27 protein-coding genes are annotated in these 21,157 nt (G+C 61.8%); 5 read left to right on the forward strand and 22 right to left on the reverse strand.

Annotation, left to right across the window (positions count from 1 at the left end):
* The first annotated feature begins 47 nt into the window (after positions 1-47).
* Together HQL44_12475 and HQL44_12480 are read left to right on the forward strand one after the other, a co-directional pair.
* On the forward strand, positions 48-1,997 hold the full coding sequence (locus tag HQL44_12475) for an acetoacetate--CoA ligase (GenBank protein ID MBF0269395.1): 1,950 nt from the start codon (positions 48-50) through the stop codon (positions 1,995-1,997).
* Positions 1,998-2,014: 17 nt separating this feature from the next.
* Positions 2,015-2,251 carry a CDGSH iron-sulfur domain-containing protein gene (locus HQL44_12480; protein ID MBF0269396.1) on the forward strand — a complete coding sequence of 79 codons (237 nt, stop codon included), beginning with the start codon at positions 2,015-2,017 and terminating at the stop codon, positions 2,249-2,251.
* Positions 2,252-2,285: 34 nt separating this feature from the next.
* On the opposite strand, the gene HQL44_12485 is transcribed toward HQL44_12480, so the two are convergent.
* The 3 genes from HQL44_12485 to HQL44_12495 are packed head-to-tail and all read right to left on the reverse strand — an operon-like array spanning position 2,286 to position 4,321.
* Positions 2,286-2,768 (reverse strand): diheme cytochrome c, encoded by a 483-nt coding sequence (locus HQL44_12485; protein ID MBF0269397.1) that lies wholly within the window; start codon positions 2,766-2,768, stop codon positions 2,286-2,288.
* Positions 2,769-2,780: 12 nt separating this feature from the next.
* Positions 2,781-3,197, reverse strand: a complete 417-nt coding sequence (locus HQL44_12490; GenBank protein MBF0269398.1) for a DUF1924 domain-containing protein — start codon at positions 3,195-3,197, stop codon at positions 2,781-2,783.
* A 2-nt stretch (positions 3,198-3,199) separates the two neighbouring features.
* On the reverse strand, positions 3,200-4,321 hold the full coding sequence (locus HQL44_12495) for a cytochrome b/b6 domain-containing protein (GenBank protein MBF0269399.1): 1,122 nt from the start codon (positions 4,319-4,321) through the stop codon (positions 3,200-3,202).
* Positions 4,322-4,481: 160 nt separating this feature from the next.
* Between HQL44_12495 and HQL44_12500 the strand changes: the two genes are divergently transcribed.
* From HQL44_12500 to HQL44_12510, 3 genes are all read left to right on the forward strand, one after another.
* Positions 4,482-5,918: a S41 family peptidase gene (locus HQL44_12500; protein ID MBF0269400.1), complete on the forward strand. Its 1,437-nt coding sequence runs from the start codon at positions 4,482-4,484 to the stop codon at positions 5,916-5,918.
* A 7-nt stretch (positions 5,919-5,925) separates the two neighbouring features.
* Positions 5,926-6,546, forward strand: a complete 621-nt coding sequence (locus HQL44_12505; protein MBF0269401.1) for a ribonuclease HII — start codon at positions 5,926-5,928, stop codon at positions 6,544-6,546.
* An 86-nt stretch (positions 6,547-6,632) separates the two neighbouring features.
* Complete coding sequence (locus tag HQL44_12510; protein ID MBF0269402.1) at positions 6,633-7,715, forward strand: site-specific DNA-methyltransferase; 1,083 nt, start codon at positions 6,633-6,635, stop codon at positions 7,713-7,715.
* A gap of 119 nt (positions 7,716-7,834) precedes the next feature.
* On the opposite strand, the gene HQL44_12515 is transcribed toward HQL44_12510, so the two are convergent.
* The 19 genes from HQL44_12515 to rpsN all read right to left on the reverse strand — a co-directional run bounded on the left by HQL44_12515 (position 7,835) and on the right by rpsN (position 21,151).
* Positions 7,835-9,136, reverse strand: a complete 1,302-nt coding sequence (locus HQL44_12515; GenBank protein MBF0269403.1) for a bifunctional folylpolyglutamate synthase/dihydrofolate synthase — start codon at positions 9,134-9,136, stop codon at positions 7,835-7,837.
* Positions 9,129-10,019, reverse strand: coding sequence for an acetyl-CoA carboxylase carboxyltransferase subunit beta (locus HQL44_12520; protein MBF0269404.1), 891 nt, complete (start codon positions 10,017-10,019; stop codon positions 9,129-9,131). The genes HQL44_12515 and HQL44_12520 overlap by 8 nt, the downstream gene beginning before the upstream one ends.
* Positions 10,020-10,038: 19 nt before the next feature.
* The gene (locus tag HQL44_12525; protein MBF0269405.1) at positions 10,039-10,833 is read right to left on the reverse strand and encodes a tryptophan synthase subunit alpha; all 795 of its coding nucleotides are present in this window, start codon (positions 10,831-10,833) and stop codon (positions 10,039-10,041) included.
* Positions 10,830-12,050: a tryptophan synthase subunit beta gene (gene trpB, locus HQL44_12530; protein ID MBF0269406.1), complete on the reverse strand. Its 1,221-nt coding sequence runs from the start codon at positions 12,048-12,050 to the stop codon at positions 10,830-10,832. The genes HQL44_12525 and trpB overlap by 4 nt, the downstream gene beginning before the upstream one ends.
* Positions 12,043-12,489: an acyl-CoA thioesterase gene (locus tag HQL44_12535; GenBank protein MBF0269407.1), complete on the reverse strand. Its 447-nt coding sequence runs from the start codon at positions 12,487-12,489 to the stop codon at positions 12,043-12,045. Before HQL44_12535 ends, trpB begins: the two co-directional genes overlap by 8 nt.
* A gap of 4 nt (positions 12,490-12,493) precedes the next feature.
* On the reverse strand, positions 12,494-13,279 hold the full coding sequence (locus tag HQL44_12540) for a 3-hydroxybutyrate dehydrogenase (protein ID MBF0269408.1): 786 nt from the start codon (positions 13,277-13,279) through the stop codon (positions 12,494-12,496).
* Positions 13,280-13,357: 78 nt separating this feature from the next.
* Positions 13,358-13,777: a 50S ribosomal protein L17 gene (gene rplQ, locus HQL44_12545; GenBank protein MBF0269409.1), complete on the reverse strand. Its 420-nt coding sequence runs from the start codon at positions 13,775-13,777 to the stop codon at positions 13,358-13,360.
* 202 nt (positions 13,778-13,979) lie between these two features.
* Entirely contained in the window at positions 13,980-14,996 is a 1,017-nt protein-coding gene (locus tag HQL44_12550) for a DNA-directed RNA polymerase subunit alpha (protein ID MBF0269410.1), read from the reverse strand.
* Positions 14,997-15,096: 100 nt separating this feature from the next.
* Entirely contained in the window at positions 15,097-15,495 is a 399-nt protein-coding gene (gene rpsK, locus HQL44_12555; protein MBF0269411.1) for a 30S ribosomal protein S11, read from the reverse strand.
* Between the two features lie 32 nt (positions 15,496-15,527).
* On the reverse strand, positions 15,528-15,905 hold the full coding sequence (gene rpsM / locus HQL44_12560; protein MBF0269412.1) for a 30S ribosomal protein S13: 378 nt from the start codon (positions 15,903-15,905) through the stop codon (positions 15,528-15,530).
* A gap of 215 nt (positions 15,906-16,120) precedes the next feature.
* Complete coding sequence (locus HQL44_12565; GenBank protein MBF0269413.1) at positions 16,121-16,783, reverse strand: adenylate kinase; 663 nt, start codon at positions 16,781-16,783, stop codon at positions 16,121-16,123.
* Entirely contained in the window at positions 16,780-18,132 is a 1,353-nt protein-coding gene (gene secY, locus HQL44_12570) for a preprotein translocase subunit SecY (protein ID MBF0269414.1), read from the reverse strand. The genes HQL44_12565 and secY overlap by 4 nt, the downstream gene beginning before the upstream one ends.
* Before the next feature lie 27 nt (positions 18,133-18,159).
* Positions 18,160-18,627 (reverse strand): 50S ribosomal protein L15, encoded by a 468-nt coding sequence (locus tag HQL44_12575; GenBank protein ID MBF0269415.1) that lies wholly within the window; start codon positions 18,625-18,627, stop codon positions 18,160-18,162.
* 12 nt (positions 18,628-18,639) lie between these two features.
* The gene (rpmD, locus tag HQL44_12580) at positions 18,640-18,846 is read right to left on the reverse strand and encodes a 50S ribosomal protein L30 (GenBank protein ID MBF0269416.1); all 207 of its coding nucleotides are present in this window, start codon (positions 18,844-18,846) and stop codon (positions 18,640-18,642) included.
* A gap of 2 nt (positions 18,847-18,848) precedes the next feature.
* Positions 18,849-19,490: a 30S ribosomal protein S5 gene (gene rpsE / locus HQL44_12585; protein ID MBF0269417.1), complete on the reverse strand. Its 642-nt coding sequence runs from the start codon at positions 19,488-19,490 to the stop codon at positions 18,849-18,851.
* Between the two features lie 21 nt (positions 19,491-19,511).
* The gene (gene rplR / locus HQL44_12590) at positions 19,512-19,874 is read right to left on the reverse strand and encodes a 50S ribosomal protein L18 (GenBank protein MBF0269418.1); all 363 of its coding nucleotides are present in this window, start codon (positions 19,872-19,874) and stop codon (positions 19,512-19,514) included.
* An 11-nt stretch (positions 19,875-19,885) separates the two neighbouring features.
* A complete protein-coding gene (gene rplF, locus HQL44_12595) occupies positions 19,886-20,419 on the reverse strand; it encodes a 50S ribosomal protein L6 (GenBank protein ID MBF0269419.1) in 534 nt (177 codons plus the stop codon).
* A gap of 9 nt (positions 20,420-20,428) precedes the next feature.
* Positions 20,429-20,827 (reverse strand): 30S ribosomal protein S8, encoded by a 399-nt coding sequence (gene rpsH, locus HQL44_12600; GenBank protein ID MBF0269420.1) that lies wholly within the window; start codon positions 20,825-20,827, stop codon positions 20,429-20,431.
* Positions 20,828-20,845: 18 nt separating this feature from the next.
* Complete coding sequence (gene rpsN, locus HQL44_12605; GenBank protein ID MBF0269421.1) at positions 20,846-21,151, reverse strand: 30S ribosomal protein S14; 306 nt, start codon at positions 21,149-21,151, stop codon at positions 20,846-20,848.
* Between the last annotated feature and the right edge of the window lie 6 nt (positions 21,152-21,157).

Genomic DNA, 21,157 nt, shown 5'->3' on the forward strand with positions numbered 1-21,157 from the left:
ATCCGTCAAACAACAACCGCCAACGACAACCGAACGAGACGCGCACCATGAACCAGGCTCTATGGACCCCCTCGCCCGACCGCGTCGCCCAGGCGGCCGTCACCCGCTTTGCCGCCGAGGCCGGTCGGCGCTTTGGCCGTCATCTGCCCGACTACAAGTCCCTGCATGACTGGTCGACGCAAAGGCCCGACCAATTCTGGGACATGATGTGGGATTGGGCCAAGATTCGGGGCGACAAGGGCGCCGTCGTGGCGCAAAACCTGGATAAAATGCCGGGCGCCGCCTGGTTTCCCGAGGCAAGGCTTAATTTTGCCGAGAACCTGTTGCGGCGAAGGGACGAGGCCCAGGCCATTCAATTCTGGGGCGAGGACAAGGTGCGGCGCAGCCTAAGCTGGCGCCAGCTCTATGATCAGGTGTCGCGCATGATGGCGGCCATGAAAGCCGCCGGGCTGCAGCCGGGCGACCGGGTGGCGGCTTATCTGCCCAACATGCCCGAAGCCCCCATCGCCATGCTGGCTGCGGCTGGCTTGGGCGCCATCTGGTCTTCGGCCTCGCCGGATTTCGGCGTCCAGGGCGTGCTGGACCGTTTCGGGCAAACCCAGCCCAAGATTCTGATCGGCGTCGACGGCTATCACTACAACGGCAAGTCGCATGACTGCCTGGATAAGCTAAAGCAAATCGCAGCCGGACTGCCCACGCTGGAGAAACTGATCGTCGTTCCCTATGCCAGCGCGGCCCCCGACCTGTCCGGCCTAGCCAATGCTCAACTGTTTGCGGATTTTCTGGCCCCCTTTGTGGCCCAGCCGATCGTTTTCGAACGCTTCGCCTTCGATCATCCGCTGTATATCCTTTTTTCCTCGGGCACGACCGGGGCGCCGAAATGCATTTGCCACGGCGCCGGCGGCACGCTGCTCCAGCATATGAAGGAACATCTGCTTCATTGCGACATCCGGCCCAACGACCGCGTCTTCTACTTCACCACCCTGGGCTGGATGATGTGGAATTGGCTGATGACAGCGCTGGCCAGCGAAGCCAGCCTGATGCTGTACGACGGCTCGCCCTTCTATCCGTCAGGCAATGTGCTGTTCGATTACGCCGAGACGGAGAAGTTCACCTTGTTCGGCACTTCGGCCAAATGGATCGACGCCGTGTACAAGGCGGGGCTGGAACCCATCAAGACCCACGATCTGTCATCGGTGCGCCTTATGACCTCGACCGGCTCGCCCTTGTCGCCGGAAGGATTCGAGTTCGTCTACCGTTCGATCAAGCAAGATGTTTGCCTGTCGTCCATCTCGGGCGGCACCGACATCGTTTCATGCTTCATGCTGGGCAATCCGACGCTGCCGGTCTATCGGGGCGAAATCCAGTGCCTGGGATTGGGCATGAAGGTGGAAGTGTACGACGAGAACGCGCAGCCCGTTTACGGGGAAAAGGGCGAATTGGTCTGCACCATGGCCTTTCCGTCGATGCCGGTGGGCTTCTGGAACGATCCCGACGGGCAGAAATATCACAATGCCTATTTCGCCAAATACCCCAACGTCTGGTGCCATGGCGACTGGATCGAGATCACCTCCAATGGCGGCGTGGTGGTGTTCGGCCGCTCGGACGCCACGCTCAATCCCGGCGGGGTGCGCATCGGTACGGCGGAAATCTACCGCCAGGTCGAGCAACTGCATGAGGTGGTGGAAAGCCTGGTCATCGGCCAGGATTGGGACAATGACGTGCGCGTGGTGCTGTTCGTTCGCCTGCGCGACGGCATCATGCTAAGCGACGAGTTGCAAGCCGCCATCAAGAAGCGCATCCGCGACAATTGCACGCCAAGGCACGTTCCGGCCCGCATCGTTCAGGTGGACGACATTCCGCGCACCAAATCGGGCAAGATCGTGGAACTGGCGGTGCGCGATGTGGTGCATGGGCGCTCCGTCAAGAACATCGAGGCCCTGGCCAATCCCGAAGCCCTTGAATTGTTCAAGGGCCGACCTGAATTAAAAGGCTGACGCCAAGGAGATCCCACATGGACCCCATCGCCGCCGCCGACGCGCCCTACGCCGTGGAGCTGGAAGCCGGAACCGTTTATGTCTGGTGCGCCTGCGGGCGCAGCAAGGCCCAGCCTTATTGCGATGGGTCGCATGTCGGGACAGGCTTGGCCCCCAAGGTCTTCAAGGCGGAGAAAAGCGGCACCGCCTATCTATGCGCCTGCAAGCGCACGAAAACCTCGCCCTATTGCGACGGCTCGCACAAAACGGCTTAACAGTTCAGCGCATCCAGAAACGCCCGTCGCCGTCCTAGTCGTCCTCGTAGATGCCCCGGACGGCGCCCTTATGACAGGCTTGGCAGTTGGCCTTGCTTTTCACCTTGGGGCTTTTGAAATCCTCGGGATTGACTTCGCCGGGCCGGTGTTTTTGCACCCAACGTCCGGTTTCGGTGATGCGCAGCGGAACATCGCCAGATGCGACGCTGGCCGCCACCTTGCCCGATTCCTTGCCCGGCGCCACACCGGCGGCATGGCTGGTCAGATAGGCCTCGATCTGCGCCCTGGCCGCTTCGGGCAAGCTGGCGTCATCGCCGAAATGGCTGGCCAGTTCCTTGGGTTCCATCAGCTTCTTCCAGGAGCGCTGGGGCAGGAACTCCGGCTGGAACGCCATATGGCAAGCACTGCATTCCTTGACCACCAGCGGATCGGAAATCACCTGCACGCGAGGCCCCTTGTCGGCCAAGGCAACAGCCGGGATCAAAAGCAACAAAGCGGCGGGAATCAGTCGGCGCATGCGACCCTCCTGTTACTGGCTGATGAGAAAAGTGATGAAATCGCCCTTTTCGCTGGCCGTGCACTCGCGCCCCAGCACCTGATTGCAATTGCGGCCAAACCATTTCTCGACTTCGGCCGGATCGGTAAAGCGCGTTGGCGTTTTCGAAACCGCCATGGGGGGAATTTCCTTGCCCGCCTTGGTCTGGCCCGACGATTTTGGATCGGTCGTATGGCAACTGGAGCAAGCCGGGAATTCAGGCTTGCCGCCCGCATGCTTGTTCGTGAAGAAGGCCTTGCCGCGCTCGGCGGAGAATGTCGAAAACGCCTTGTCTTGCTGCTTGGCTTCGGCGGCGAAGCGATCGAGCAAAGCTGACCGCTGCGGGTTCGCGACGGCTTGTGCGGACAAGGCCACAAGGCAGGCGGCGGCAAGGACAAGGCGTATCTTCATGGTTATTTGATCTCCTCTGGGATGGCGATGCCCAAGGGCGAGAATCCCCCGCGCACGGCATCGACGTGACAGGCCTGGCAATTGGCTTTGCCGCCGACCAATTTGGATTTGAAAACAGGTTCCGGGATTTTGCGGTGTCTGCGCTCCCAGAAAACGGAAGCGGTGATGCGCATGGGATCGTCGGCCTTCAAGGTGGCTGGAATGCGTTGCCCGGCCTTGGTGTCCCAACCCAGTTCGGACGACTTGACCAGCCAGCTTTCAAGCTCCTGGCGATTGCCTTCCGTCAGGCTGGCATCGTCGCCGAAATGATCGGACAAGCCCGCCATCACCAGCTTCCACGAGGAAGACGGCAGCAGACTGGGATGATGCGGCGTATGGCAAGCTCCGCACTCTTTGACGTATTGGGGATTGTGGCCCAGCATGGGAACGCCCAGGGCGGGCTTGAGCGAGGAATAGAACATGGTCGAACCCAGGCTCGCGACGACAAGGCTGGCAAGAACGGCGGCTAGGCCGGGGCGCGCGATGGGCGCCTCGCCGGGAGGGACCACGGCGGCAGGGTGCGCTTCCTTGCGGCCATGGATCATCGAGCGGATCAGGTTTTCCTTCAGCAAGACGCTTTCCAGGATCACGCCCGCCACATGCAGCCCTGCCAGGACCAACAGGATATTGACCAGAAGTTCATGAATTTCCTTGGCTTGGCGGCCCTGGGCAAAGGTCAGGTAGGGCGCCAAGGGACCGGCCTTGTCGAAGCCGCCCATGGTGGCGATGCCGCTGGCCACCACGCCCAGCAAAACCACGAGCAGGGCCACGATCATGACGCCGCCCGCCGGATTGTGGCCGACAAAGCGCTGTGGTTTGCCAGAAAGCAATGATTTCAGGTGGCTAAGAACCGTGACCGGCCCGCGAACAAAGCTGGTGAAGCGCTGGTGCCAGCTTCCGAACAGTCCCCAGAACAGGCGGAAAACCAGCATGGCGCCGATGCCGAAGCCCAGAACTTCATGCAGTCCCAGCAACGATGGCGGCCCCACTTCCACGGTCAGCCAAGCGCCGACCACGAAGGCCAGAAGCAGCCAGTGGAAAATGCGGATTTCAATGTCCCAGACAAGAGCGGGTTTGTTCGTCATGACGCTACCTTTTCATAGTCAAGCTGAAGGCAAACTGAACGGAAAATGGCAGGGGATGTTTAACCAGAAATTGACGACTTCGAGCGAAACTGTCATCACAACGGCAAAGTCGTTCGACAGCGGCCTTGTCCTTATAATCCCTTCGCCACATATAGGAAGCATGTTGCACCGTCCCCTGCTCCTTCCCTGCCTGTTTCTGGTTCTGCTGACCCCCACAGGCTGCGGCGGCCCTCCCGACGCCCAAACCCGGGAATTGGCGCGCTTTTCAGTGGTCTACGACCGTTACGTCGATCCCAGCGCCACCCCGACCCAAAGGCGCGGCCAGATGGACGTTTTCAGGCTGGCGCTGAAACGGGTCCATGATCTTTATGTGACGCCCACCGACAGCAAGCTGCTGATCGACGCCGCCATCAAGGGCGTGGAAGACGACAAGCCCAAGCCCGCCTCGCTGCCGCCCGGCGATCTAGTGGAAAAGGCGCTGGGCAACATGCTGTCGACCCTGGATCCCCATTCCAATTACCTGACGCCCGATCAATACAAAGACCTGTCTTCCAGCACCCGCGGCGAGTTCGGCGGCCTTGGCATCGAGATCGCCATGGAAAACGAGGAAGTGAAGGTCGTCTCGCCGATCGACGGCACGCCTGCCGCCAAGGCCGGACTGAAGTCGGGCGACATCATCACCCATGTCGAAGGCGAAGCCATCAAGGGACAAACGCTTTCCCAGGTCGTGCGCAAGCTGCGCGGCAAGCCGGGCACCAGCGTTCGCATCTCGATCCGTCGCGAAAGCGGCTCGCCGTTCCAGGTTTCGATCATCCGGGCGATCATCGTCGTCAAGCCCGTGCGCTGGCATTTGGAATCCAATGTCGGCTATCTGCGCCTGACCACCTTCAACGAACATGCCGACGAAGAGTTGAAGCTGGCGGTCAAGGAGATCGAGAAGCAAGCGGGTGCCTCGCTGAAGGGCTATGTGCTGGACCTGCGCAACAATGCGGGCGGCCTGCTGGATCAGGCGGTGCGCATCTCCGACGACTTCCTGAATTCCGGCGAAGTGGTGGCCGTGCGCGGGCGCAAAAGCGGCGAGGAACATTACAAGGCGCGGGTCGGCGACGTGATTGCCGGACGCCCCCTGGCCGTCTTGATCAATCCAGGCTCGGCCTCGGCCAGCGAAATCGTAGCGGGCGCGCTGCAAGACCATAAACGAGCCGTGCTGCTGGGCACGACGTCGTTCGGCAAGGGCAGCGTGCAGACCATTCTGCCGCTTGAGCATGGCTCGGCCCTGAAGCTGACCACGGCCCTTTACTACACGCCGTCGGGCCGCTCGATCCAGTCGCGCGGCATCGAACCCGATCTCGTGATCGCTGGCGATCCCGCCGAAGTGAAGCGCGAAGCCGACCTGACCAAGGCCCTGCCCGCCAGCGAGGCCAAGGGACCAAGGGCGGTGGCGCAATTCTCGGAAAGCATCTGCCCGGCGGCCCAGGACCCCAAGGACAAGTTGCTGGGCTGCGCCGTGGCCCTTCTGGAGGCTGGCGGGCTGCAGCAGTTCATCGCCTTGCGCAACGCGCAGGCCGCCGCTGGCGGCGCCCCAGCAGCGCAGTAAGGCAAACGTGCCCGACTTCTCGCTGGAACAAGCGGCAAAGGGCGTCGTTGCCGGCATTGACGAGGCCGGGCGCGGCCCCTGGGCCGGACCCGTAGTGGCTGCAGCCGCCATTCTGGACCGCGAACGCATCCCCGCCGACATTGCCCACCGTCTTGATGATTCCAAGAAGCTGTCGCACGCCAAGCGAGAGGCCCTGTTCGCCTGCCTGACGCAAGGCGACTGGGCCTTGATCGGCATCGGCATGGCGTCGCCTGCCGAGATCGATTCCGTCAACATCCTACAGGCCACCTATCTGGCCATGCGCCGCGCCTTCGAAGCACTAGGCGTCAGGGCCGATCTTGCCTTGGTCGATGGCAACCGTCCCCCGCCTTTGCCCTGCAAAGTTCAAACCGTGGTGAAGGGCGACGGCTTGTCGCTATCCATCGCCGCCGCCTCGATCGCGGCCAAGGTCACGCGCGACCGTTTGATGACCGACCTGTCTGCGCGTTATCCCGGCTATGGCTGGGAAAGCAATGCCGGATACGGAACCGCCCAACATCAAGCTGCCCTGGAGCAGTTGGGCGTAACACCCGAGCACCGGCGCAGCTTCGCCCCCGTGGCAGCCCTGGTGGGTCGCAGCTTGCCGTGACTCAAGATATGGCCTGTGGATAGGTCGAAGATTCGCCAGAAAAACAAAGACTTGACGGCGAGTCGCGGTTGAATCACAGTCCGGGCATGCAGAAGCTCCCATTGAATCAAGTCCTTGAAGGGGACTGTGTCGAACTGATGAACAGCCTGCCCGCAGGGTCGGTGGATCTGGTCTTTGCCGATCCGCCCTATAACCTGCAGCTGCAAGGTGCGCTTCATCGCCCGGACAACAGCAAGGTCGATGCCGTCGACGACGACTGGGACAAGTTCGCCAGTTTCGGCGATTACGACCGGTTCACGCGCGACTGGCTGAAGGCCGCGCAGCGGGTCTTGAAACCCGATGGCGCGCTATGGGTGATCGGCAGTTACCACAATATCTTTCGCGTCGGCGCCATCTTGCAAGATCTTGGCTATTGGATGCTGAACGACATCGTTTGGCGCAAATCGAACCCCATGCCGAACTTCAAGGGTACCCGCTTCGCCAATGCCCATGAAACCCTGATCTGGTGCGCCAAAAGCAAGGACGCCAAGGTCACTTTCAATTACGACAGCATGAAGGCCTTGAACGAGGGCATCCAGATGCGCTCGGACTGGACGTTGCCCATCTGCACCGGGGGAGAACGCCTGAAGAAGAATGGCGAGAAGGCGCATCCCACCCAAAAGCCGGAAGCCCTGCTCTACCGCGTTCTGATGGCCACCACGCGCCCCGGCGAAATCGTGCTGGACCCCTTCTTCGGCACCGGCACCACCGGCGCCGCCGCCGTTCGCTTGGGCCGTCATTTCATCGGGCTTGAGCGCGACAACGACTACGCCAATCTGGCCCGCGCCCGCGTGTCGGGCCTGACCCAGGCGGCGGAAACCGAATTGCTGATCACGCCTTCGAAAAAGGCCGAGCCGCGCATTCCTTTCGGCATCCTGGTCGAGCGCGGCCTTTTGAAACCCGGTCAGGTGCTCAGTTCGCAAGACAAGCGCCACACCGCCCGCGTGCGCGCCGACGGCACGCTGATCGCCGATCGCCATCGCGGCTCGATCCATCAAGTGGGGGCTTTGGTGCAAGGCGCTCCGGCCTGCAACGGCTGGACCTATTGGTGTTTCGAAGCCAAGAAGGGCCAGATGGCCCCCATCGACCTGCTGCGCCAGCAGATCAGGGATGAGATGGTGGCGGGGTAGAGCTTTCACTTCCCTCATGTGTCATGGCCGGGCTTGACCCGGCCATCCACGATTTTCTTGCAAGGCCACCAGAAGGCTAGACGTGGATGCCCGGAACAAGTCCGGGCATGACGTATCGGTTATTGCGACTGCATGGATTCGTCTGAATTCCTTTCCAGCGCCTGTCCGGCCAAATACAACGAGCCGCAGATCAGTACGCGCGAAGGCGTGGCCGTATAGGCCGCCAGTTTGGAAAGCGCCGTCTCGATGCTTTCCCCGGCCTCTGCATATAACAGTCCCTGGGCTTTCGCGGCAGCCACGATCTCGTCGGGCGCGATGAAGTCCTCGCCTTCGATCGGCACGGCGATCATGCGTTCGGCCCTGGCGGCCAGCGGCTTGATGTATCCCGTGGCGTCCTTGCGCTTCAGCATGCCGAAAATCAGATGCAGCGGGCGGTCTTTCCAGTCGCGGGCCTGCAGCGCGATGGCCTTGGCGGCGTGCGGATTGTGCCCGCCGTCCAGCCACAATTCCCAGCCTGCGGGCAACAGGCCTGCCAGTTTGCCTGTTTTCAAATGCTGCAGGCGGGCGGGCCAATCCACGGTCTTCAGGCCCAGCGCCATGGCGGCGGGCGGAATGTGAAACCCTTCCAGCCGTTCCGCGGCGGCCAGGGCCAGACCGGCATTGTGCAGTTGGAAGGTTCCTTCCAGCGCCGGGGCGGCCATCGGGCCGATGGCGCCCGCGCGACCCTGGAAGACGACGCCTTCGGGATGGGTGCGCAAGAACCATTCCTTGCCTTCGATCCATAAAGGGACGCCGAAAGAGAGCGAGCGGGCCTCCAGCACTTTCATGCTGGCGCGTTCCTGCTTGGCCAGCACGCAACCCACACCATATTTCATGATACCCGCCTTTTCGGCGGCGATGGCGGCCAGCGTATCGCCCAGATAGTCCATGTGATCCATGGCGATGGGCGTGATCACGGTCAGTAGCGGACGCTCGATCACATTGGTGGCGTCAAGCCGCCCACCCAGCCCGGTTTCCAAAAGCACGATGTCGGCTGGCGTTTCGCTAAAGGCAAGAAAGGCCGCCGCCGTCGTGGCTTCGAAGAAGGTGATCGGCTGGCCTGCATTGGCCGCTTCCACGCGCGCCAAAACATCGCGCAAATAGCCGTCGTCGATCAGGCTGCCCGCCAGACGAATGCGTTCGTTGAAACGCACCAGATGCGGCGATGTGTAGACATGAACGCGGTAACCCGCCGCCTCCAGAATGGCGCGCAGATAGGCGACCACCGATCCCTTGCCGTTGGTGCCCGCCACATGCACCACGGGCGGCAATTTCTTTTCGGGATTGCCCAGCGCCGTCAGCAGGCGCTGCACCCGAGACAGATCGAGATCGATCTCTTGCGGGTGCAGGCTCTTCAGTCGCGCCAGCAGTTCTTTAGGCATCAGCCCTGGCCAGCATCAGCACTTCGCCGGACGGCCCCTTGTTGCGCAACAGCGAGAAGATGCGGATAAGCGTGTCGCGCAACTGGTGGCGATGCACCACCATATCGACCATGCCGTGCTCTTCCAGATATTCGGCGCGCTGGAATCCCTCGGGCAGCTTCTCGCGGATGGTGTTCTCGATCACGCGAGCGCCCGCGAAGCCGATCACGGCGCCCGGCTCTGCGATCTGGATGTCGCCCAACATGGCGAACGAGGCCGTCACGCCGCCGGTGGTGGGATCGGTCAGCAACACGATGTAGGGTAGGCCCTTTTCCTTGACCTTGTCGACCGCCACCGTGGTGCGCGCCATCTGCATCAAGGACAGAATGCCTTCTTGCATGCGCGCCCCGCCCGAAGCGGGAATCAGCAAAAGAGGCGAATCTTGGATCACCGCCAGTTCGGCGGCCGAAACGATGCCCTCGCCCACCGCCACACCCATCGAGCCGCCCATGAATTCGAAATCGAAACCGGCCACCACGACATTCATGCCGCCCATGCGCCCATGCGCCACGATAACGCCGTCCTGCTCGCCGGTGCGCGCGCGCGATTCCTTCAAGCGCCCGGAATAGCTTTTCAGGTCCTTGAAGCGCAAGGGATCGTCGGGCGTCTTCATCAATTCGATGCGGCTGTAGACGCCGTCGTCGAACAGCATGGACAGGCGGCGCTTGATGTTGAGCCGCATATGGCCGTTGCAGTGGGTGCAGACGTTCCAGTTCTTTTCAAGGTCGCGATGAAACACCATCTGGCCGCAAGCCGGGCATTTCTGCCACAGATTGTCCGGCACATCCTTCGACTTCACCAGCTTTTGGATCTTGGGCCGGATATAGTTGGTCAGCCAGTTCATATGAATATCTCCCGCTTCCCTATTTCCGCGCTTCTCTAACGCCGTCGGCCAGTTCAGCCACGAATTGATGCACCTTCGCCACGTCGCCGGTCGCCACCATTTCGACCACCGCCGAACCAACCACCGCCGCATCGGCATGTCTGGCCACCGCCACCGCCTGCAAGGGCGTCTTGATGCCGAACCCCACCGCGATGGGCAAGGACGTCTGCGCCTTCAAGCGTCCGACCGCGGCCCCCACCGCCGCCTCGCTGGCCGAGACGGTGCCGGTGACGCCGGTGATCGAGACATAGTACACGAAACCCGAAGCCTTGTTCAGCACCACCGGCAAGCGGGCGTCGTCGGTAGTGGGGGCGGTCAGGAAAATGAAATCGATTCCGCAACGAGACAACGGCACCAGCAGTTCATCGGCTTCCTCGGGCGGCAGATCGACCACGATCATGCCATCGACCCCGGCCTTGGCCGCATCCTGGGCGAAACGCTCCACCCCATAGATATAGACGGGATTGTAATAGCCCATCAACACGATGGGGGTTTCGGCATCGCTCTGCCGGAAGGCGGCGACCATTTCAAGCACGCCAGGCAGCGTCATGCCCGCCGCCAGGGCGCGCTTCGACCCTTCTTGAATGGCCGGGCCGTCGGCCATGGCGTCGGTAAAGGGCATGCCCAGTTCGATGATGTCGGCGCCCGCCTTGGGCAAGCCGTTCAAGATCGCCTGCGAGACATCGCGCCCGGGATCGCCCGCCGTCACGAACACCACGAGGCCCGCCCGGTTTTCGGCTTTCAACTTGGCGAAGCGTGGGGCCAGTCGGCTCATGACACCCCTCCCTCGCCGCGAAATTTCTGAAGCGTCGCGATATCCTTGTCGCCGCGCCCGCTTAAATTCACTACCATCAGATGGTCCTTGGAAAGAGTGGAGGCCAGTTTGCCCGCATAGGCCATGGCGTGCGCTGATTCCAGGGCCGGAATGATCCCTTCCATGCGCGTCATCATGACGAAGGCGTCCAGCGCCTCCTCATCCGTGGCCGACACATAGGTGACGCGCCCCGTTTCCTTCAGCCAGGAATGTTCAGGTCCGATGCCGGGATAATCCAGCCCCGCCGAAATGGAATGACCTTCTTCAATCTGGCCGTCGTCGTTCATCAACAGATAGGTGCGGTTGCCATGCAGCACGCCGGGACGTCCGCCCGCCAGCGATGCCGCATGTGCTTTGTCCAGCCCATGGCCCGCCGCCTCGACGCCGTAAATGGCGACGCCAGCGTCGTCCAGGAATGGATGGAACAGGCCCATGGCGTTCGAGCCGCCGCCGATGCAAGCCACCAGCGAGTCCGGCAGGCGGCCTTCCTGCGCTTTCATCTGTTCCTTCGTTTCCTCGCCGATCACGCATTGGAAATCGCGCACCATGGCAGGATAGGGATGCGGCCCGGCCACCGTGCCGATCAGGTAATAGGTGTCCTCGACGCGGGCCACCCAGTCGCGCAGGGCCTCGTTCATGGCGTCCTTCAGCGTGCCAGCCCCCGCCGTGACGGGGCGCACTTCGGCGCCCAGCAATTTCATGCGGTAGACATTGGGGGCCTGGCGCTCGATATCGGTAGCACCCATGAAGATGCAGCAATCAAGGCCCATCAGCGCGCAGGCGGTGGCGGTGGCGACGCCATGCTGGCCCGCCCCGGTCTCGGCGATGATGCGCTGCTTGCCCATGCGCTTGGCCAGCAGGATCTGGCCCATGCAGTTGTTGATCTTGTGGGCGCCGGTATGGTTCAGATCCTCGCGCTTCAAGAAAATTTTCGCCCCGCCGAAATGGCCGCTCAGGCGCTTGGCGAAATAAAGCGGGCTGGGACGGCCCACATAATGCGTCAGCAAATCGTCAAGCTGGGCCTTGAAGGCGGGATCGTTCCTGGCCTCGCCGTATGCCTGTTCGACCGACAGGATCAGGGGCATCAGGGTCTCGGCCACGAAGCGACCGCCGAAAATGCCGAAATGGCCGTTTTGGTCGGGGCCGCTGCGCAGCGAATTGGCGCGATGGTCAGGCATGGGCGTTCACTTGAAATTGCGAGAAGACGGCCCGAATTGGTTCGGGAATGGGTACGGGGCGCTGTGTAGCACGATCAACGAAAACATGCACCCAATGACCGGTGGCGGCGGCCTGCTTTTCGCCCTCTTCGAACAGTCCAAGCCCATAGCGCACGCTGGTGCAGCCCAAATGTTCGATGCAAAGCGTGGCGACGATGTTGCCGGGATAGCTGAGCGGCTTTAGAAAGCGGCATTGCGATTCGGCGGCGAAGACCAGCACCGGCTCGTCGAAACCGTGAAAGCCCGCCTTCTCGGCCAGGAATTTCAAGATCACCGCCTCGTAATAGCGGTAGTAAAGCACATTGTTGATATGGCCGAACATGTCGTTGTCCGACCAGCGCGTGGGGATGGTCAGCCGGTAAGGAAAATGGTCGAGCGTGAGCGGAGCGTGCCTTGTCATGCGTCTACTGCGCCGTCCAGCCGCCATCCATGGGCAGCGAGGTGCCCGTCATGTTGGAAGCGGCTTCCGAGCACAAGAACACCGCCAGCGCGCCCAATTGCTCGGGCATGGTGAAGCGCAAGCTGGGCTGCTTTTCGGCTAGCAGGCGACGCCCGCTTTCCTCGATCTCGATGTCGCCCGCCTTGGCGCGCGCCACGATCTGCGCCTCAACCAATGGCGTGCGCACCCAGCCGGGGCAAATGGCGTTGACCGTGACGCCGGTGGTCGCCAGTTCCAGCGCCACCGTCTTGGTCAGCCCCACCAAACCGTGCTTGGCCGAGATATAAGCCGCCTTGTTGACCGAAGCGACCAACCCATGCGCCGAGGCGATGTTGATGATGCGCCCCCAATTCTTCTTCTTCATGCCGGGCACGGCGGCACGGATGGCGTAGAAAGGAGCCGAGAGATTGATGGCGATGACGGCTTCCCACTTCTCGGGCGGAAACTCTTCCACCGGGGCCACATGCTGAATGCCCGCATTATTGACCAGGATGTCCGCCGAACCCAGCTTGGCTTGCGCGGCCTGGATCATGTCGTCGATCTCGCCGGGTTTGGTCATGTCGGCGCTGTGATAGAGCGCCTTCACGCCGAAATCCGTCTCGATGCCTGCGCGGATTTTCTCGATCTCGGACGCGTCGCCCAAGCCGTTCAGCATGACGTCGGCTCCAGCGCCCGCCAACGCCCTGGCGATGCCAAGCCCGATGCCGCTGGTCGATCCGGTGACGACGCCAACTTTTCCCTTGAGCGACATGCGGCTATCTCCTTCAAACGAAACGGGGGACCATCCTTAAGGACAGTCCCCCGTTATAGCGAATCAGAGCCTTACAATCTAGGCTTCGGCGGCTTCTTCTTCCTCGGCCACCGGACCCGAATCCTGGCCCTTGGCCGACGTGTCGCGGTCAACCAGCTCGATCATGGCCATGGGCGCGCAGTCGCCATAGCGGAAACCGGCCTTGATGATGCGCGAATAGCCGCCCTTGCGGGTTTTGTAGCGCTCGGCCAGGGTGGTGAACAGCTTGTTGACGATGACCGCGTCTTGCAGCTGCGACAGCGCTTGGCGACGGGCATGCAGGCCGCCGCGCTTGCCCAGCGTGATCATCTTCTCGGCAATGGGGCGCAGATCCTTGGCCTTGGGCAGCGTGGTCTTGATCTGCTCGTGCTTGAGAAGAGCGACGACCATGTTGGCAAACATCGCCTTGCGATGCTCGCTGGTGCGGTTCAGTTTACGTCCGGCAACGGCGTGGCGCATGATGCGTTACTCCTCTTAAGCTAGGCCTTCCAGGGGAAGGACCGATTACGAAACCCGCCGCCTCGGGCTTGGCCCTAAAGCACGGCGAGAATGGGCCGGAATGGCCCGTTTTAAATATGTCCCTCAATCGCCGGGCGGGATGCTCCGCATCCCTTGGCTCCCGCGCACATCGGTGCGCGAGCGCGCCTTGCGCGCTTGATTGTTAGTACGGCTCTTCCAGCTTCTTGGCCATATCCTCGATATTCTCGGGCGGCCAGCCGGAAACTTCCATGCCCAGATGCAGGCCCATATGCGCCAGCACTTCCTTGATCTCGTTCAAGGACTTGCGGCCGAAGTTGGGCGTGCGCAACATCTCGGCCTCGGTCTTCTGAACCAAGTCGCCGATATAGATGATGTTGTCGTTCTTCAAGCAGTTGGCCGAGCGGACCGAGAGTTCCAACTCATCGACCTTGCGCAGCAGGTTCTTGTTGAAGGGCAGGTCGTCCTTGCTCTCTTCGTCGGCGCTGTGGGTCGGCTCTTCGAAATTGATGAAGAGCTGCAACTGGTCTTGCAGAATGCGCGCCGCCAGGGCCACGGCATCCTCGGGCGTCACGGCGCCGCTGGTCTCAACCTTCATCGACAGCTTGTCATAGTCGGTGACTTGGCCGACGCGGGTGTTCTCGATCTTATAGGCCACTTTACGCACGGGGCTGAAAATGGCGTCGATGGGGATCAGGCCGATCGGCGAATCCTCGGGCTTGTTCTGGCTGGCGGGCACATAGCCCTTGCCGGTCTGCACGGTCAGTTCCATCGAGAGCTTGGCGCCCTCGTCCAACGTGCAGATGACCAGATCGGGGTCCATGATTTCGATGTCATGGCCGGTCTCGATCATGCCCGCAGTGACTTCGCCGGGTCCGATGGCGCGCAGCATCATGCGCTTGGGGCCTTCGCCATGCATGCGAAGCGCCAGCGTCTTGATGTTGAGCACGATGTCGGTGACGTCCTCGCGAACGCCGGGGATCGACGAGAATTCGTGCAGCACGCCGTCGATATGGATGGCCGTGACGGCAGCACCCTGAAGCGACGACAAAAGGATGCGGCGCAGCGCGTTGCCAAGCGTGGTGCCGAAGCCGCGCTCCAAAGGTTCCGCGACGACGGTGGCGATGCGGCGCGGATCTTCCCCGGCCTCGACCTGAAGCTTGTTGGGCTTGATCAGTTCCTGCCAATTCTTCTGAATCACGAGCCAATCCTCATGCTGAAGGTGAGCCGGGATCTGCCCCGGCAAGGCGGATCAACCAGCGGCCAGAACTGGGAATCAGCCCTGACCGTAACGAATAAACTTAAACGCGACGACGCTTGCGCGGACGGCAGCCATTGTGCGGAATGGGCGTGACGTCGCGGATGGCCGTGATCGTAAAGCCCACTGCCTGAAGCGCGCGCAGCGCCGACTCGCGACCGGCGCCCGGGCCGGTCACTTCCACGTCCAAGGTGCGCATGCCGTGCTCGGCCGCCTTCTTCCCGGCGTCTTCCGCCGCCACCTGGGCCGCGTAAGGGGTCGATTTGCGCGAACCCTTGAAGCCCTGAACGCCCGCCGACGACCAGGAAATCGCATTGCCCTGGGCATCGGTGATGGTGATCATGGTGTTGTTGAAGCTCGCATTCACATGCGCAACACCCGAGGTGATGTTCTTACGTTCGCGACGGCGCGGACGCGCTGCGGCTGCTGCTGCTTTTGCCATGTCCCGATCCTAAATCCTTAAAACCAAAAACCTTACTTGGTCACTTTCTTCTTGCCGGCAATCGCCACGGCAGGTCCCTTGCGGGTGCGGGCGTTGGTGTGGGTGCGCTGACCGCGCACCGGCAAGCCTTTGCGATGACGCAGGCCGCGATAGCAACCCAAATCCATCAGACGCTTGATGTTCATCGAAATCATGCGGCGCAGATCGCCTTCGACCTGATATTCGCGGTCGATCAGCTCGCGGATGCGCAGAACCTCGTCGTCGGACAGCGTGTTAACGCGCCGCTCCTGGGTAATGCCAACCTTGCCGCAGATTTCCTGCGCCTTGGTGCGGCCAATGCCATGGATGTAAGTGAGCGCGATCTGCACCCGCTTATTGGTCGGAATATTGACACCCGCAATACGAGCCAAGGCCCTTTCTCCTTCTTATATCCACCGGCTTTTCAGGCCGCAGAAACGTCCAACCCACTGATAAACAGCCAACATCCACGGCCCGGAGGTGTTCCCAGCCGTGGAAGGTGGGGCATTATAGGCGTGATTTCACGCCTGTCAACTGACTCTCTGGCCCTGTCAAGCTCTTTTAGCCGCCCCTGGGGCAACGCGCGCCTCAGGGACGGCTGAAGGGCTTAAAGAGCAGACAGCACCTGCATGATGCTCTTTGAAACATCGTCGATGGCCTGGGTGCCGTCAACGACCTTCAAAATACCCGCCCCTTCGTAGAAGCCCACGATGGGAGCGGTCACTTCGTGGTAGGCGCCCAGGCGGGTGCGCACCGTTTCTTCATTGTCGTCCTTGCGCCGGGAAAACTCGGTGGCGCCGCACTTGTCGCACACCCCGTCCGTCTTCGGCTTCTGGAACTTGTCGTGATAACCGGCGCCGCACTTGGCGCAGGTGAAGCGGCCCGTGATGCGCTCGACGATGAACTGGTCGGGCACGCGGATTTCGATGGCTCCGTTCATGGGCTGCTGGTTCTCGGCCAGCATCTTGGACAGGGCCTGAGCCTGCGGGATCGAGCGGGGAAATCCATCCAGAATGAATCCCTTGGCGCAATCGGGCGCCTTGATCCGCTCGGCCACCATTCCGATGATGATGTCGTCGCTGACCAACTGGCCCGCTTCCATCACCGCCTTGGCCTTAAGTCCGATCGGCGTTCCGGAGGCCACGGCGGCGCGCAGCATGTCGCCGGTGGACAGCTGAACCATGCCGGTAGCATCTTCGATTCGCTTGGCTTGAGTGCCTTTGCCGCAGCCCGGTGGGCCTATGAGTACGATACGCTTTGTTGCATTCATTGACGAGCTCCCTTGAGTTTAGCCTTTTTGATGAGGCCTTCATATTGGTGCGCCAACAAATGTGATTGAATCTGGGCCACCGTGTCCATGGTTACGCTGACGACGATGAGCAGACTGGTGCCGCCAAAGTAAAACGGCACCGCGTATTGCGAGATCAGAATCTCGGGCAGAATGCTGATCAGCGACAGGTAAATGGCGCCGATCACGGTCAACCTGGTCAAAACGAAGTCCAGGTAATCGGCGGTGTTCTTCCCGGGGCGGATGCCGGGAATGAAGCCGCCGTGCTTCTTCAGATTGTCGGCCGTGTCCGCAGGATTGAAAACGACGGCCGTATAGAAGAAGGCGAAAAAGACGATCAGGAACGTATAGATGGCCAGATACAGGGGGTGGCCGCGTCCCATCAGGGCGTTGAAGGTGGCCAGCCACTCAGGTCCACCGCCCTGCGCCGCAGAGAAGCTGGCGAAGGTGGCGGGCAACAGCAGAAGCGAGCTGGCGAAAATGGGGGGGATGACGCCCGACGTGTTCAGCTTCAAGGGCAGATGCGAGCTTTCGCCGCCATACATCTTGTTGCCGACTTGGCGCTTGGGATATTGCACGATGATGCGCCGCTGGGCGCGCTCGACGAAGACGATGACGCCGATGACCGCCGTGACCAGAATGATCAGGCCCAGGATCAGAAGGACGGGAATGGCGCCGGTGCGCCCCAATTCCAAGGTGCCCGCGATGGCGCTGGGCAGTTCCGCCACGATGCCCGCGAAGATGATCAGCGATGTGCCGTTGCCGATGCCGCGCGCCGTGATCTGCTCGCCCAGCCACATCAGGAACATGGTGCCGCCGACCAGCGTCACCACGGTCACGAAGCGGAAATGCAGGCCGGGATCATGAACGGCAGCACCCGCGCTGCTGGTCATGCCTTCAAGCCCGACGGCGATGCCATAGGCCTGGAAGGTGGCGACCAGAACGGTCAGATAGCGCGTATACTGGTTGATGCGCTTGCGCCCCGTCTCGCCTTCCTTCTTCATCGCCTCCAGCTGCGGGCTGACCGTGGTCATCAGCTGCATGATGATCGATGCCGAGATGTAGGGCATGATGTTGAGCGCGAAGATGGTCATGCGCGAGAGCGCGCCGCCCGCGAACATGTCGAACATGCCAAGGATGCCCCCACCCTTGGCGTTGTTGAACAGATCCTTCAGAATGTAAGGATCGATGCCGGGCAGAGGGATATAGGTGCCGATTCGATAGACGATCAAGGCGCCGAGTGCGAACCACAGCCGCTTCTTTAAATCGGTCGCCTTCGAAAAGACGCCCCAATTCAGGCTGGCGGCCATTTGCTCGGCGGCTGACGCCATGAACCCAACTCCCTATGTTTTATATGATCACGCTGGCGTGGCCGGAAGGACCAGCTTGCCCCCGGTGGCTTCGACGGCCTGCTTGGCGGCAGCGCTTGCCGACGCGACTTCGATGGTCAGCTTGGCGGTCAGCGTGCCCTTGGCCAACAGCTTGACGCCGTCCTTCATGTCCTTGAAGAAGCCGGCGGCCTTCAGCGTTTCGGCGTTTACCGGCTTGGCGGCGTCGAGACGCCCGGCCTCGACGGCCTTTTGCAGCGCGCCCAGATTGACCGCCACATATTCGGTCGGGAACGGATTGGTGAATCCGCGCTTGGGCAGGCGGCGATAGATCGGCATCTGGCCGCCTTCGAAGCCCGCCACGGCGATGCCGGTGCGCGCCTTCTGACCCTTGACGCCCTTGCCCGAGGTCTTGCCCTTGCCGGAACCGATACCGCGTCCAAGACGCTTCTTCTTGCGAGCCGCGCCCGCATTGTCGCGAAGTTCGTTGAGCTTCATGTTGTCCGGCTCCTAGCCCAATTCCTCGACGCGCACCAGATGATGCACGACGGTGATCATGCCGCGAATGGCCGGAGTGTCTTCCAGCTCGGATACGCGGTTCATCTTGTTCAAGCCCAGCCCGACCAAAGTCTGCCTTTGCACGGGGATGCGCCCAATGGGGCTGCCGATCTGGGTCACGCGCAGCTTCTTGCCAGCCGCAGTTTTAGCTTTGGCCATGATTACGCCTCCTTGGCCTGGGCGGCGGCCTGAACGCCGTCGCGACGAGCCGTGATGTCGCCCACCTTCTTGCCGCGCTTGGCGGCAATGGCCCTGGGACCCATCAGGCCCTTCAGCGCCTCGAAGGTCGCCTTGACCATGTTGTGGGGGTTCGAAGTGCCGATGCACTTGGCCACCACGTCCTGCACGCCCATCGTCTCGAAGACGGCGCGCATCGGGCCGCCCGCGATAATGCCGGTGCCGGGAGGGGCCGAACGCAGCACGACGCGACCGGCGCCGAAATCGCCGCGGATGTCGTGATGCAAGGTGCGGCCTTCGCGCAGCGCCACGCGGATCAGATTGCGTTTGGCCTGTTCGGTGGCCTTGCGGATGGCTTCCGGAACTTCGCGGGCCTTGCCCGTGCCGTAACCGACGCGGCCCTTCTGGTCGCCAACCACGACGAGGGCGGCAAAGGCGAAACGGCGTCCGCCCTTCACCACCTTGGCGACGCGATTGATGCTGACCAGCTTGTCGACGAATTCGCTTTCCTCGCGCGATTCCTCGTTGCGCTCGCCTTGACGCTGGCGTCCGCGTTGCGGGCGCTCGGAGCGTTCACCGCGCTCGCCGCTGCGGGGAGACCGGTCGGAATTGGGTGCACGTGCCATAAGCCAGATTCCCTTGCCTTATTAGAAGTTGAGGCCGCCTTCGCGGGCCGCCTCGGCCAGGGCCTTGACCCGACCGTGAAACATGTAGCCGCCGCGGTCGAACACCACGTCCTTGATGCCGGCCGCGAGGGCGCGTTCGGCGATCAACTTGCCGACCATGGCGGCGGCGGAGGTGTCGGCACCTGTCTTCAGACCCTTCTTCAGGTCCTTTTCCAGCGTCGAAGCCGAGGCCAAAGTGGCACCCTTCGCGTCGTCGATGACCTGCGCATACATGTGCTGGCCAGAGCGGAAGACCGACAGACGCGGACGTCCGCTGGACTTCTTGCGGAGCTGGGTCCGCGTGCGCGCCTTGCGGCGTTCGAAAAGGAACAATGCGTTCGCCATATCGGTCGTCCTTACTTCTTCTTGCCTTCTTTGCGCAAGATGGTCTCGGTATCGTACTTGATGCCCTTGCCCTTGTAGGGTTCAGGACCGCGATAGGCGCGGATTTCAGCGGCAACTTGGCCCACTCGCTGGCGATTGGCGCCAGAGATGGTGATCGCCGTCGGCTTTTCGCAAGCGATCTGCACGTCGGACGGGATCGGATAGACCACGTCGTGACTGTAGCCCAGCTGCAGCTGCAGGTTCTTGCCCTGGACGGCGGCGCGGTAACCGACGCCGTTGATTTCCAGGTTGATCTTGAAGCCTTCGGAAACGCCCTTGACCATGTTGTTGACGAGGGCGCGCGTGGTGCCCCACATCATGCGGGACTTCTTGGTCTCCGAACGAGGCGCCACCCAAACCTTGCCGTCTTCCAACTTGACGTCGACTTCCTCGGTCAAAGGCAGAACGATCTGTCCCAGCTTGCCCTTGGCGGTCAGCTCCTGGTTGGCGATGTTGACGGTCACCCCCGAGGGAACCGTCACCGGATATTTTCCAACGCGTGACATGGCGACCCCTTAGAAGACTTGGCAGAGCACTTCGCCGCCAACATTGGCAGCGCGCGCTTCCGCATCCGACATGACGCCCTTGGGCGTCGACAGGATGGAGATGCCCAGGCCGTTATAGACCTTGGGCAGGTCCTTGATCTTCGAATAGACCCGCCGTCCCGGCGTGGAAATACGCGAGATTTCCCGGATCACCGGTTCGCCCTCGTTGTATTTGAGTTCGACGGTGATCTCGTCCACGCCCGGGCGACGGTTGCCGCGGGAGTAACCGCGGATGTAGCCTTCGCGCTTCAAGACGTCGAGGACGTTCTCGCGCAACTTCGAGGCGGGAGCCACGACGGAAGCCTTACGGGCCTGTTGCCCGTTGCGGATCCGTGTAAGCAAATCGCCAAGAGGATCGGTTAACGACATAGTTCCTGCTCCTCCTAATTACCAGCTCGACTTGACCATGCCGGGGATCTGGCCCCAGTTGGCCAGGTCACGCAATGAAATGCGGCACAGTTTGAACTTACGATAGTTGCCCCGGGGACGCCCCGTGAGTTCGCAACGCAGACGGTACCGGGTGGCGGCGCCGTTGCGGGGCATCTCGGCCAGCTTGATCGCCGCCTCGAAACGTTCTTCCGGAGAAGCCTCGCGGTTCATGACGACCGCCTTCAAGCGCGCGCGCTTTGGGGCCTGGCCCTTGATCATGCGAACGCGCTTCTTGTTCTTCTCGATTGAACTGAGTTTAGCCATATCCCT

Source organism: Alphaproteobacteria bacterium, from assembly GCA_015231795.1.
GTDB lineage: Bacteria > Pseudomonadota > Alphaproteobacteria > Rhodospirillales > WMHbin7 > WMHbin7.